A 12,939-nucleotide genomic window follows, 5' to 3' on the forward strand; every position below is an offset into this window, starting at 1 on the left:
TTAAACGGAAAAACTTTGGGGTTCCAACTTTTCACAACTGATAAAAAAATTCCACCCACATCTGCGGAATGTGGGTTGGAATGCCAACTTTGGCTAGACTCCTTACTACAAAATGGCGAAATGGTACTCCTGCCTGAAATTGCTGACTATGAGGTGCGGCGAGAATTGATTCGAGCGGGAAAAGAGAGAGGTATCAGAAAACTTGACCTATTCAAGAAAGTCCTTACATACCGTCCTTTGACTACAGAGGTAATGCTTTTAGCCGCTCAGTTGTGGGCTGATTCGAGAAGGAGAGGAAGACCAACCGCAGAAGCCAATGCACTTGACGGCGATGTGATTTTGGCTGCTCAAGCAATATTGGAGGCAACTGAAGGCAATGATGTGGTAATTGCTACAACAAATGTGGGGCATTTGTCGCAATTTATTGATGCTCGCGAGTGGCGATTAATTCAGTAATCTTTAAATCGATCGCACTTGCCCTATCCCTGCTATACTTTGAACTATAGATATTGTTACAGACACCGTTAGCGAGATAAACAGCATGGTGGAAATAGTGGACACAATAGAAAAAATTGACGATCGCACACAAACCCGCTACTGGGGCCAAGTTACAGTCATAGACGCGGGCGATCGTTATAAGATCAATCGCATTGAAGTCAAGCCGGGGCACCACATCAGCACCCAAATGCACTATCACCGCAGCGAGCACTGGGTTGTTGTCTCCGGTACCGCTAAAGTTATCTGCGACGACAAAGAGACAATTCTCATGCAGAAACAGTCAACCTATGTTCCGATGAATACTGCTCACCGCGTAGAAAATCCAGGCGTTATTCCTCTGGTGATGATTGAAATCCAAAATGGTGAATACCTCGGCGATGATGACATTATCCGCTTCGCCCAAGATGCTCACGAGGCAGATTGATCCTAGATCCAAATATGAAGCAATCGCAGACGCCAGGGAAAAGAAAAGCTTCGCACACCGAACAATGACCGGAAGCATCCAGGATACCAGCCCCCGAATTTATCCGTGGGGTCAATGCTTCAATTCTTTAATCTAAAATCTAAAATCGATTGACCTACGCAGCGATCGGGAACAAGATAAATCCTACAATTAAAACTGTAGGGGCAATTTCAGAATTGCCCCTACCTTATTATATTAAGCTTGTTAAGCACCAGAATTTGATATAGCAAGTGGCGATCGTCCTACGGCAAAGAAGCGTTTTTCAAATCTACATTTGCCATATTGGCATTCTTTAAATTAGCACCTGTCAAGTCCGAACCGTTCAAATTTGCACCGTTCAAATTTGCATTGGTCAAATTTGCATCGCGCAAGTTGACTCCCTGTACGTCTATTCCCGACAAACTGCCACCTCTGAGGCTGACATTCGCTAAATTCGCTATAGACTGGCGAGCATTTCTCAGGTTTGCACCCGCCAAATTGGCGCTTTCTAAATTAGCACCGATTAAATTAGCGCTGGTGAGATTCGTATTTTTCAAACTAGCAATCACTAAACCCGCCAAACTCAAATTAGCGCGGCTCAAATCAGCACCCTCCAAATTAGCGCCGTGCATTTTAGCCCCAATTAAACTCGCACCTTGCAATTTAGCTTGTTTTAGATTTGCTTCATTCAGTTTGGCTTCGTCCAAATTTGCACCGTTCAAATTTGCACCTCTGAGATTCGCACCGCTCAAATCTGCCCCGCTCAGATTCATACCAGCAAGTTGCGCTCCTGTCAAGTCGCATTGGTTACATTTTTTAGTTTCTAATAATTGCTTGACGTGGGATACGTTTTCTGCCTTTACTCCCGAGGCTAAGCCCATCGCAATTACCAGCCCTGTTGTTGTTAAAATCCCAAGTTTCATATACCCACCCTCAGCAATATCTCTCTTTTAATAATATCCCACATTATTAAATAGGTTAGGGTGATCAGTCTCTTTGATAAACTGTGACAATCATCACCCTATTGTGTACAAAATATGCAATAATTACTGACGTTTCAACTGCGGGAAATTCTTGTAAAGAATTATTGCTTTTTCAGGAACCAAAAAGGAAAAGATTGCGTCGGTTCGAGACGGACGCCTGTGATGCTGTTCTGAGCAAAAGTATAATCCTTATCCTGCCAAAGAGGGATAAAAGGTACATCTTGACCCAGTATGTCTTGAATTTCGGCAAACAGGGCTTTGCGGGTTTCAGGATTTGCTTCTTTTCGTTGCTTGTCGATTAGTTGATTTACCCGATCGCTATAATAAAACGAACCCTGACCTTGACTTTGACCCTTGGAGCAGCCCTCAGCCTCGGAACCTGTCGCACAATCTAAAAACGGATGGATGTAATTGTCAGCGTCAAAAAAGTCGGCGGACCAATCCACTAAAACCGCAGGATAAATTCCCTTCTCTATGTTTTGAAACAAAGTCGGAGATTCCACGCTGTTAATTTCTACCTTCATTATCCCGTCCATTTTGAGTTTAGCTTGCGCCTCCATCATGCTCACCACTAAAGCTCGTTTTGTGGAAGATGAAGCATACCAAATTGGCAGAACGAAAGGATTGGTGGCCGAGTATCCCGCTTTCGTTAAAAGTTCCTTAGCTTTTGTCGTGTTGGCATCACCGTAGAGTTCTTTAAAAACAGGTTTTTGAACGTCGAAGTTTGTGGGAATCAGACTGTAAAGCGGTTGTGCTTGTCCCCGCAGTACGCGCTCGTTAATCACCGGGCGATCCATCACTGCTGCGATAGCCTGTCTGACTTCTAACTTGTCCAGCGGTTTAGACTTAGTATTCAGCGTTATGTAATTAACCGTACTGCTTTCCCCGGCGATTTCCTGCCATTTCCCTTTTTTTGCTCCCTCATCCAAGCTTTGAACTTGGTCTGCATCCAGAGACAAATAAGCTACATCAACGGCACCCGTCTGAAAAGTATTGAACAAATTTGAGGAACTAGAAAGCAACAAAATGTCAATTCCTTGATTGACCGGCTTTTCCCCCCAATACTTTTCAAACACGTCAAACTTGACAGAATCGCTGCCGTACTTCGCCAGCTTGTAACGTCCAGTTCCCACAAACGTATCGGGTTTAAATTTACCCTGTCCAATCTCGTATGCTTTTGGAGAAACAGCACACATACCGGAAAATGTTAACAGGGAAGGAAAAGCAGAAAAAGGCTTTTTGAGTTGAAAAGTTAATTCGTATTCACCCGTGGCTTTTACCGATTCTACTGCATCGCTCAACAACATAGCCGGACTGCCACCATTTTTGATAAACCGCTGCAAGGAAAATTCCATTGCTGCGGCGTTAAACGGTGTGTCATCGTGAAAAATAACGCCTTGACGCAAGGGGATTGTATATGTCAATCCGTCTTGGCTAACTTTTGGCATTGCTGTCGCTAAGTGGGGGATTAACTCTGTAGTTCCTGACTTGTAAGTGTAGAGAGTGTCGCCCAAATTGCGTAGCAATTGTCCTGATAAGGTTTCGTAACCATCCGCAGGGTCGATCGTCCGCAATTTCAAGGTTGTGCCAATAGTAATGCGGTTATTAGCATTTTCGCCGCTCGCATTCACCGATCGGCGCGATCCCTGTCCACAACTTGCAGTTAACAAGCAGCACAGAAAGAACAGAGCTATCGCTTTAATGACTGAAGGTTTTATATGTATTCTAGGCTGCTGCTTGTTAATTCCCATCATTTTTTTTGAAACTCCAAATTATTGATTATATTATCAGGACTTACGCGCTTTTCAACTAGAAACCGGATTTATTGATAGATTCTCCTGTAATACAAATATCGCTGCCTAACCAGAGCAACTTAAAAGCTTGGTGATGTTCGATATGCTTGAGATCCTTCGGCTCAATCTCGATCGCTGGCGGGGTCATGAGTGTTATTGCAAACAAGTGCGACGATCGTCTTAATTAATTTATCCGGTTCGATCGGCTTTGCCAGATGTCGGTGAAATCCAGCTTGCAAAGCTTGCTTTTGATTAAACTCCCCCGCATAGGCAGTCAGGGCGATCGCGGGAATCTGCCCGCCCCGTTCTGGCGGCAGAGCTCGCACTTGCCGCAACAGCATATAGCCATCCATCCCCGGCATTCCAATGTCGCTCAACAGGACATCTGGCTGGAAATTAGTCAACGCTGTGAGGACTTCTTGAGGGACAGCAACAGTCATAACCTCTGCACCTGCATCTTCTAGCAAAAAGGAAATCAACTCTCGCATATCCGGCTCATCATCTACCACAACTATCCGCATCCCGGATAACGGTTCCTCCGCAGTCGATCGTTCCGAAAGTCTTGCCAGAGAGTTTTCTTGTCCCTTTACCTTCCCTGATAGGGGCAGTCTGACGGTAAAGGTAGCTCCTAACCCTTCACCCTGGCTCTGGGCCCCAACGGTGCCGCCGTGCAGTTCGACTAGATGCCGCACGATCGCCAGCCCCAATCCCAAGCCACCAAACTTACGGGTTGTAGCGCCATCTTTTTGCCGGAAGTAATCAAACACGTAGGGTAAAAACTCCCGTGCGATGCCAATCCCTGTATCCGCCACCGTAATTTGAGCGTGATTGCCAACACGAGTCAAATTCACTTCAACGCGCCCTCCGGCTGAGGTGAATTTGACTGCATTGGAAACAAGATTCCACACAACTTGCTGCAAACGGCCCGAATCCCCCAAAATTTGTCCAATCTGAGGATCTAACACAGTCCGAATATCAATGGATTTGGCAACAGCAGCCAAATTGACAGTTTCGATCGCCGATTCCACAGTTAAAGCTAAATCGACTGGACGAATATTAAGACTGAGCTTGCCTTGGAGAATTTTCGAGACATCAAGCAAATCTTCAATCAATTCAGTTTGCAGCTTGGCATTGCGTTCGATCGTCGCTAACGCCTGTGCAGTTTTGGCCGCATCCAGCTTGCCAGTTTGCAGCAGCTTTGTCCACCCCAGGATCGGATTGAGGGGCGATCGCAATTCATGGGACAGTACCGCTAAAAACTCATCCTTGATCCGATTTGCCTGTCTTAGCTGTTCCGCTTGCTGCTGGAGTGAATCGTTCAGGTTTGCCCGTTCCAGGGCGATCGCGATCTGGTCACAGGTAGATCCCAGCAGCTCGATTTCTGCAGGCGTGAAGTGCGTCCGAGTCAGACTGGCAAATGAGAGCGTTCCTAATAACTGCCCTTGAGCAATTAACGGTTGACCCACGTAAGCCGTCATGCCCAGTTCAGAGACGGCTTTACCATTCGGATGAGTGGAAAGTTCGGCTTGATTCAAGACAAGTTGCTGCTGCGTTTGGGCAACCAGTCCACAGAGATATTCCCCTAATTCGATCCATGCGATCGCCTGTGCCCTTTCTTCAGAGATGCCATCATAGTTTTTCAAATGCAGCATCGGGTGGTTGTCTTTTTCTTCCACCATGAAGTTGTAGTAAGAGTGCAGATCGAGTAGCACTGCAAGTTTGCGGAATAGCGTGTCCATCAAAGCCAGAGGCTGTTCTGTCTGCATCAGATCGCGGGTAGTTTCATACAGCAATTGCAGTCGCTCACTTGCTTGCCGTTGTGCGGTCTTATCCTGCATGATTTTGACAAATCCCTGCGGACAATCCGCTTCATTAAGCAGGGGCATCATCAATCCACTGGCCCAAAAGTGATTCCCATCCTTGCGGACGTGCCAGCGTTCGTCTTCTGCCCGTCCTTGCAGTAGAGCCGTTTGCCTCTCGTACTCGGGTTGTCCTTGTTCGTTATCTTCGGGTGTGAAGATCATCCGACTCGGACAACCAATTGCTTCTGTCTCGGTATAGCCCAACAGCCTTTCTGCCCCTGAGTTCCAACTGGCAATGATGCCGTTAAGGTCGAGGGTGAAGATGGCATAATCTTTGGCGCTTTCAAAGATCAGACGGAGGCGGGATTCACTCTGGCGCAGGGCTTCCTCAGCTTGCTTGTGGTCTTCAATATCAACACAAGAGCCTATGTACCCCAAGAACTCACCTTCCAATCCGTAGCGAGGAACAGCTTCATCCATAACCCAACGGTATATGCCATCAAAGCGTTTCAAGCGATATTCCATCTTGAACGGTTGACGGGCATCAAAGGCCGTCACATAGGTGTCTAAACACCGATCGAGGTCGTCGGGGTGGACTCCTTCTGCCCAACCATTGCCCGTTTCTTGCTCGATCGTCCGTCCGGTAAAGTTTAGCCACGGGAGGTTGAAGTAATTACAGAGTTTATCGGTGCCCGACATCCAAATCATCACAGGGGCGGCATCTGCCATCAGCCGGAACCGTGCCTCACTCTCCCGTAGTGTGGCTTCGGCTTGTTTGCGATCGGTGATATCGTTGACCAGTGCTACAAACCCTTCAACTTTTCCCTGGCTATTGAAGCGGGGAACATAGGTCGCATTAATATAACGGGTTCGACCATCTTTGTAGGAAATTTGGCTTTCAAAGGTCACTTCCTCTCCTGCCAAGACTTGCTCAACATAAGGAAGAATCCCTTCATAGGCAGTTTCGCCTAAAACCTCTTGAAGGTGCTTGCCATAGATTTGCGCTGCCGGATGTCCCAACCATTCTTCATATGCTCGATTGTTGAAGCGATAGCACTGGTCTGAGTCTACAAAGGAAATCAAGGCAGGCACGGCATTGGTGACTAAACGAAGTTCTGCTTCTCGTTGTTGCAATACTTCCTCTGCCAGTTTTTGATCGGTGACATTTCGGAAATAAATCGTAATCCCGTTTGCCGCAGGGTAAGTGCGAACGTCATACCAACGATCGTGATCCGGATAAAACGCCGTGACTGAAAAAGCCACGCGCTCGTTTGCCACGCGCCGATGAACCCGCTCAAACTCGCTGCCATTGAGTCCTGGGAATTCTTCCCAAAAATTCTTCCCAATCAGATCGCCCGGAGTGCGGTCTAGCAGAATTTCCGCTGACCGATTCACGTAAGTAAAACGCCAATTCTCATCAAGAGAAAAGAATCCATCATCAATGCTCTCTAGAATGTTGCGACTCTGCTCTTCGCTTTGACGCAACGCTTCTTCGGCTTGTTTGCGCTCGCTGATGTCGATTAATAGGCCGCGCGTCGAAGTTATGACGCCCTCAGCGTTGTAGGCGCAATCGCCCTTTGCCAAAATCCAACGAACGGTGCCATCTGCCCACAGCGTCCGATACTCAATTTCAGTATGCGGTTGATTCGCTTTGATCTCAGTGAGGACGCTGTGAACGAATGGGCGATCGTCCTGATGCACGGCTTCTAAAAACACCTGCATCGACATTTCCGTATTGACGGGTAAACCAAACATCGCTTTGGCTATGTCCGTAAAACTCAGGGTGTCAGTTTCTATATCCCAATACCACAAACCCAAATTGCCGCCTTCGGAAGCCAGTCGGAACTGTTCTTCGCTCTCGCGCAACGCCTGGAACGATCGATCGCGCTCGAAGGCGATGCTGGCAACTTGGGTGCCGAACTCGGCGAGTTTATATTCCCAATCCGTAGGTTTCCGCGCCTCGCTAAAGCAAAGCATCAGCCACCCCAGAGCTAGATTGTCCTGCCTGAGCAGGGGCTGAGAATGACACCCTAGAATGCCATTAGCCACGGATAAATTTCGCCATGGTTGCGAGCAGCGATCGTCGTTGGCAATGTCGGCGCAGGTCATCGACTGACCGCTATACACTGCTTCGCCACACGTTCCAATGCACAAATCGTTAATCGGAGCATCTTGGAGTCCTTCACCAAAAGACGGTGGAAAGTCTGGAGTAATGGATCTCTTAAACGTCAGCCCCTGAGCATCTGCTAGCAGGAAGCAGGCGCGGGTACCCGGATTCAGCCTGGATACTGAGCCACACACGGCTGCCAGACAGTGGTCTAGTGGCTGTCCGAATGCGATCGACTCCAGCAGCCGTTTCTGCTCGATTAGGAGAAGTTCCGCCTGTTTGCGATCGGTAATGTCAGCAAGCAAAACGGTAAGTCCACGGGGCGAAGGGTAAATTCGGTAGTCATGCCAACCCTTCCAAGGTGAGTAGAGATAATCAAACTGGAGCGGCGTTTGTTCACGTATTGCCCGATGAAATTGCACGTAAGCATCGGTGTCAACTGCCGCCGGAAATAGCTCCCAAACGTTCTGACCCAGAAGCGCTGACCGCGGCATTCCAACCATTTCACAGTAGCGATCGTTGACATAGGTGTAGCGCCAATCGCGATCGAGGATGTAAAACCCATCGTTGATGGTAGAAAGTACCGTTTCTAACTGTTCTTTTGCAGCAGTCGCCGCAGTTTGTGCTACTTGGCCCCGAAGCTGGGCCTTTTGTTCTAGCGACCTTGCCTCCTGTAAAGTTTGCAAAGCTGCTTTCGCATTTTTTAGAGCAGTGCGCCACGATAGATTGAGTGAAGCGCTCAATCCTGCGGCGATCGAAAACATACCCAGCCGAACAATTGTCTCTACATTAAATATCTGTAAGGAATAGAACGGCTCAATAAAAAAATAGTTGATTGCCAGCGTCGATAAAATTGTTGCCAGAAGCCCAGCCCCGAAACTGCCATACCAGGAACTCACCATCACCGCGATGAAAAACAGGGGCGTCGTGGTTGGGTACAGCCACGGTAAAAGCGATCGGGTTAGCGCCAGTGCTAGAGCCACGGAGAGGGTCGCCACACCATAGGGAAGTAGTCTAACTCTGAAAATGCTGTTGATTCCCTCTAAACTCACCCTTTGTACTCCTTATCAGAAAAATATCTTCCTCGCAGCGCTTGACTGCATTCGCGAAGCGTTGCATCTGGCAAATTACCTAACTCATCCAGCAATATCTAACTTTGCTTGAGTGCCAAGCGAGAAGGCGTAGGGTATCCATTTTCCCAACGATGAATCGGAGAAAGCTCATGCCTAATTCATCCGCCAACTTTTTTTGAGACAGGTTCAGCGGTGGCCACCGTTCTCGTACGAAATTATCCTTCGCTGGTTTTTGAGCCCTAAGCCGTTCTATTTTGAGAACCCCCAGAAGTAACAGGTATAAAGCTGTTTATATTTTACACCTTTGGCAGATTCCAGAGGTCAGTCGTCACTCTCAAGATATATAGCAATCCTTACAGGAGTCGTATTTTTTTTATCCCACCCCAACCCTCCTCGAACCCGCTCTGAGAAAGTAAGAAATTTACAAGTGATGCGAGGATGGCTATATGGAGTCAATCTAAAATCTCAAATAGACTAACTTGCTTTAAATTCCTTTGAGGAGCGATCGCCAATCCCGACAGCGTTTCAGGTAAATACGAGCTACATGATCGCTGGGATTTGTTCGCAAACACTCTTCAAATAATTTTCCTGCTTCTCGGAATTCCTTGCGATCGCACAGTAACATAGCTTCATTATATACAGACAAATTTTCTAGCTTTGCCGACAAAATTTCCGCCGGATCTGCATCAAATACCTCATAAACTACTACATATTGAGATTTTCCTTTTACCTGTACTTTATCCACAATCCTAATAGCATAATCTGTTGGATTTCGCAACCGTTCCAACGTCTGCTGAGAAATTAACAGAGGTACGCCATAATCTTTTGTCAATCCTTCAATGCGAGATGCTAAATTAACAGCATCGCTAATCACAGTGCTGTCCATTCGGCTTTTACCCCCAACTGTCCCCAGCATCAAAGAACCCGAATTGATGCCAATTCCAATTTTAACTGGGACGTAGCCGACACCTTGACGGTATTCGTTGTAATTTCTAAGGATATTTAGCATTGCAACACCCGCTTTTACTGCATCATCGGCAAAGTCGCTAAACAAAGCCATAATTGCATCGCCGATGTATTTGTCAATAAACCCGTTATTGCTAGTAATGGCAGGCTCCATCCGCGAAAGATAAGCATTAATAAATTTAAAATTTTCTTGGGGAGTCATAGTTTCTGAAAGCGTCGTAAAATCGCGAATATCCGAAAATAGCACTGACATTTCCTGCTGCACTTGGTCGCCTAAATGGACATCTATAATACTTTCATATCCCAACAAATTTAGAAATTGGTGAGGCACAAATCTACCGTAGGCATCAGTTAACTCTGATTCGGCATCCAGGGATTTTTCTAAATTTTGGTTGAGGTCAAATAGTTTCTTAATAAATAAATGGCGATCGGCTTCAGCTTCTTTGCGTTCCGTGACATCTTGAAAAACTGCGATCGCAAAAGCAACTTTGCCACCCTCGTCAAAAATTGGCGTCCCCCAAATCTCAAGGGGAACTTTCTTGTGGGGTTGATGAATTTCTAGATCCTCCGCCGTCGCGTTTTCTCCCCTCAAAGCTCGGACGATCGGCAAATTCTCGAAAGGGTAAATATTTTCAGTTCCCGCAATATAAATTTGATAACTTTCTGACAAATCCTCAACTGAATTTAAGGGCAAAACTCCTTGACCGAGTAATTGCTGTCCCGCGTGATTGACGTAGTAAGGTTGGCCTTGATAATCCAGCACGAGCACACCTATGGGGATCGCTTCGAGAAATTGAGCCAGCTTGATTTCGCCTTCGCGCACGGCCTCAAATGCGCGAGATCGTAACTCAGTTTCAACGGTATCGGAATGTTGAGCAGTAGTTTCCAACAAGATTTCCAGATCCGCTTTTTCCTCCTTCAAGTCTTCCACTTGCTGGCGCAATCTCTCTATCTCTAAAAGTAGCTGTTCTCTAGATGGTTGTTCTTCCAGCATAACTCGAGAATTTGCGCCTCGACTAACAAAAAATTTCTCAACAGCTCGCACCCTAAACGTAATCGTTTTTCTATAGAAAATCCAATTGCAAACCAGGCATCAGGCGTTGGAAATTCCTCAAAGATTTACCGTGCCAACCTATGCTTTGAGAGCCTTGTACCGCCATTTGCACCCTGGCTGTTTTGCGTACCTGGATAATAAACTTAGATAGCATATTGATGCCAGAACTGTTCAAAAATTCTAACTGCTGCAAATTGAGGGTAATTTTCGTCGGTTCCACGTCGGCAACCTTCATCAGCAACTGCGCTATCGGTGCGTACTCGGCAGGCCCGCTCAGCCTTAGAGATCCAATAATACTCACGGTTGCCGTTGCTGGATCGTAACAGATTTGGTAATCTTCTGTATTAATTTCCATAGTCACAAAAAAAAGTCCCTTAGATATTATCGATCGCCAGCGTTGGTTATACTGTTAATTGCACCATAGTTGTCACTGCAATTACTTCCGGGTCTTTTTGCATGGTCTGGAATTTCCAGCCAAGTTTGGCGTTATAATCGGTGAGCATCGTCAACAAACCCAATCCGGAATTGGTGCAGCTTTCGTCAGCAGCATTTTTTTCCAGCTGCTGAATGTAAAGTTCGCTGGGTTCCGAGGTCAGCAACTGTTGAATGTAAGCCTGAAACTTGTCCACAGCTTCCGGAGAGATGCTGTTAGCAACTGAGAAAATCACTCCGTCGCTCTCTAATTGCAGTTTAATATAGATGGGGTACTCCGAAGTTTCATTATTAAATTTCATGGCATTTTCCAATAACTCGTTTGCAATGTAGCTAACAGCGCTTTTTATTTCAGCTTGTTTTTCAATTGTCGAGGGTTCATTTTGTTCTCCCGGAAAAAAAGTCGTCAGGTAGTCAGCCAAAAAATCCGCCGACAAACCATTGTTCCGCCACCGCTGCTTGAGAGGAACCGAACTAGGAGAAAATCCAATTATTAAGTATTCTTGGCTAGGGGGCTGCTCGATGAAATTACCTAAAATCTGAATCATATCTATTTGAGAGCTAAAGTTTGAGATGAGGGACATCACTAAATATATTTTAAACTTTAGAAGGGATATCCAAGTAGTTATTTTTATTTGAATACCAGCAACGTGATGTGGTCAAAAACTTGTTGTTTACCGATGTGCGATCGCACGTCCTTAATTAAAGCGTGCCTAATTTCGGTAGCCGAACGCTGCCAATAACTTTCTATTACCTCTATTAACCTATCTAAACCATAAAGCAGTTGATCCATACTTTGAGCTTCCGTAATCCCGTCAGTGTACAGCACAACCACATCTCCTGAATGCAAGTGCACAATTTTCTCACCAACAAATTCAGCAATATATGCATCAAGCCCGATCGGGAAACCAAAATCGATTGTATCAAAGCGCTCGACAGAACAGTTACACCGCACGACAATCATTTCTTCGTGCTGGGCAGTCAACTTCAGCATTCCTTGCTGATAGTCTAGCAAAGCAAGGCTGGCGTGTTTATCAGATTTCCTTCACTTCACATTATCGTAAATTACACTGTTCATACCACTTAAAAATCGCACCGGATCGGGTTCATTGTAGGCGAGCAAAGTTCGGACAGCCGTTTGAACCATAATCATTAAAACGCCGCTCTCCAATTCGTGTACCGTCACATCCCCAATGCCGATTTTTACTCTACCTTTGTGCTGGAGTACGTCGTAATAGTCGCCGCCTACTTCCTCAGCAACTTCCATAAATCCCGCAATATCTAAGGCGATAACTTCGTTGAGTTCTCGCTTTTTCGGTAGCAGCATCTGCTGCATCTTGCGAGTAGCGTCTAGTTCAGCGCTCATTCGCATATTTTCAGCTTTTAGGCGATCGTTGAGAACAGTAATTTTTTGATTTGCCGCAACTAGGGCATCGGCAATCTTGGTAAACGCACCCACAGCTTGCCGCAGTTCATCTCTGTTATCCAAAATAATTTTCTGTTCAAAATTGTCATTTGCCTTTTTTTTAGTTCGCAAATAACAAATTTAGTTGGCATAACTGCCCTGTAAAAAGACACAAATAAATAAATAGAGCTAATATTGTTAACACTAAAATTAAAAACAATTGTTTATTGTTAATACAATTAGCCAGCCAGTTCTGAAGAAAATTTAACTCGTTTACACTTTTGATCCTGACTTTTAAACTGGAATTTAAAGCCAACTTACTGCCAATGATGTATGCGTAGTATTTTAGTGATACAGTTTGATATATTGTTTGATATAGTTGCT

The 12,939-nt window shown here is 45.8% G+C and carries 8 protein-coding genes and 1 pseudogene; 2 read left to right on the plus strand and 7 right to left on the minus strand.

Annotation, left to right across the window (positions count from 1 at the left end; genetic code table 11):
* Positions 1-75 precede the first annotated feature (75 nt).
* Together QUA53_RS11835 and QUA53_RS11840 are read left to right on the plus strand one after the other, a co-directional pair.
* A complete protein-coding gene (locus QUA53_RS11835; protein WP_445305233.1) occupies positions 76-456 on the plus strand; it encodes a nucleic acid-binding protein in 381 nt (126 codons plus the stop codon).
* An 85-nt stretch (positions 457-541) separates the two neighbouring features.
* Positions 542-922, plus strand: coding sequence for a cupin domain-containing protein (locus QUA53_RS11840; protein WP_445304945.1), 381 nt, complete (start codon positions 542-544; stop codon positions 920-922).
* A gap of 281 nt (positions 923-1,203) precedes the next feature.
* Here the strand turns inward: QUA53_RS11840 and QUA53_RS11845 are convergent, their stop codons facing one another.
* The 7 genes and pseudogenes from QUA53_RS11845 to QUA53_RS11875 form a co-directional block, all read right to left on the minus strand.
* Positions 1,204-1,863: a pentapeptide repeat-containing protein gene (locus QUA53_RS11845; protein WP_333097574.1), complete on the minus strand. Its 660-nt coding sequence runs from the start codon at positions 1,861-1,863 to the stop codon at positions 1,204-1,206.
* 161 nt (positions 1,864-2,024) lie between these two features.
* Positions 2,025-3,674: an ABC transporter substrate-binding protein gene (locus QUA53_RS11850; RefSeq protein ID WP_333097578.1), complete on the minus strand. Its 1,650-nt coding sequence runs from the start codon at positions 3,672-3,674 to the stop codon at positions 2,025-2,027.
* A 164-nt stretch (positions 3,675-3,838) separates the two neighbouring features.
* Positions 3,839-8,677 carry a PAS domain S-box protein gene (locus tag QUA53_RS11855; protein ID WP_333097572.1) on the minus strand — a complete coding sequence of 1,613 codons (4,839 nt, stop codon included), beginning with the start codon at positions 8,675-8,677 and terminating at the stop codon, positions 3,839-3,841.
* A 505-nt stretch (positions 8,678-9,182) separates the two neighbouring features.
* On the minus strand, positions 9,183-10,658 hold the full coding sequence (locus tag QUA53_RS11860; RefSeq protein ID WP_333097570.1) for an adenylate/guanylate cyclase domain-containing protein: 1,476 nt from the start codon (positions 10,656-10,658) through the stop codon (positions 9,183-9,185).
* 70 nt (positions 10,659-10,728) lie between these two features.
* On the minus strand, positions 10,729-11,073 hold the full coding sequence (locus tag QUA53_RS11865) for a slr1659 superfamily regulator (RefSeq protein ID WP_333097577.1): 345 nt from the start codon (positions 11,071-11,073) through the stop codon (positions 10,729-10,731).
* 46 nt (positions 11,074-11,119) lie between these two features.
* A complete protein-coding gene (locus tag QUA53_RS11870) occupies positions 11,120-11,698 on the minus strand; it encodes a DUF6272 family protein (protein WP_333097569.1) in 579 nt (192 codons plus the stop codon).
* 83 nt (positions 11,699-11,781) lie between these two features.
* Positions 11,782-12,522 (minus strand): annotated as a pseudogene (locus QUA53_RS11875) (PP2C family protein-serine/threonine phosphatase).
* Positions 12,523-12,939 lie beyond the last annotated feature (417 nt).

Source organism: Microcoleus sp. Pol12B3 (assembly GCF_036701355.1).
Taxonomy (GTDB): Bacteria; Cyanobacteriota; Cyanobacteriia; order Cyanobacteriales; family Microcoleaceae; genus Microcoleus.

Coding starts and splice junctions, on each gene's coding strand:
- QUA53_RS11840 (WP_445304945.1), top strand. CDS start 542: ATGGTGGAAATAGTGGACACAATAGAAAAAATTGACGATCGCACACAA.
- QUA53_RS11845 (WP_333097574.1), bottom strand. CDS start 1,863: ATGAAACTTGGGATTTTAACAACAACAGGGCTGGTAATTGCGATGGGC.
- QUA53_RS11850 (WP_333097578.1), bottom strand. CDS start 3,674: ATGGGAATTAACAAGCAGCAGCCTAGAATACATATAAAACCTTCAGTC.
- QUA53_RS11860 (WP_333097570.1), bottom strand. CDS start 10,658: ATGCTGGAAGAACAACCATCTAGAGAACAGCTACTTTTAGAGATAGAG.
- QUA53_RS11865 (WP_333097577.1), bottom strand. CDS start 11,073: ATGGAAATTAATACAGAAGATTACCAAATCTGTTACGATCCAGCAACG.
- QUA53_RS11870 (WP_333097569.1), bottom strand. CDS start 11,698: ATGATTCAGATTTTAGGTAATTTCATCGAGCAGCCCCCTAGCCAAGAA.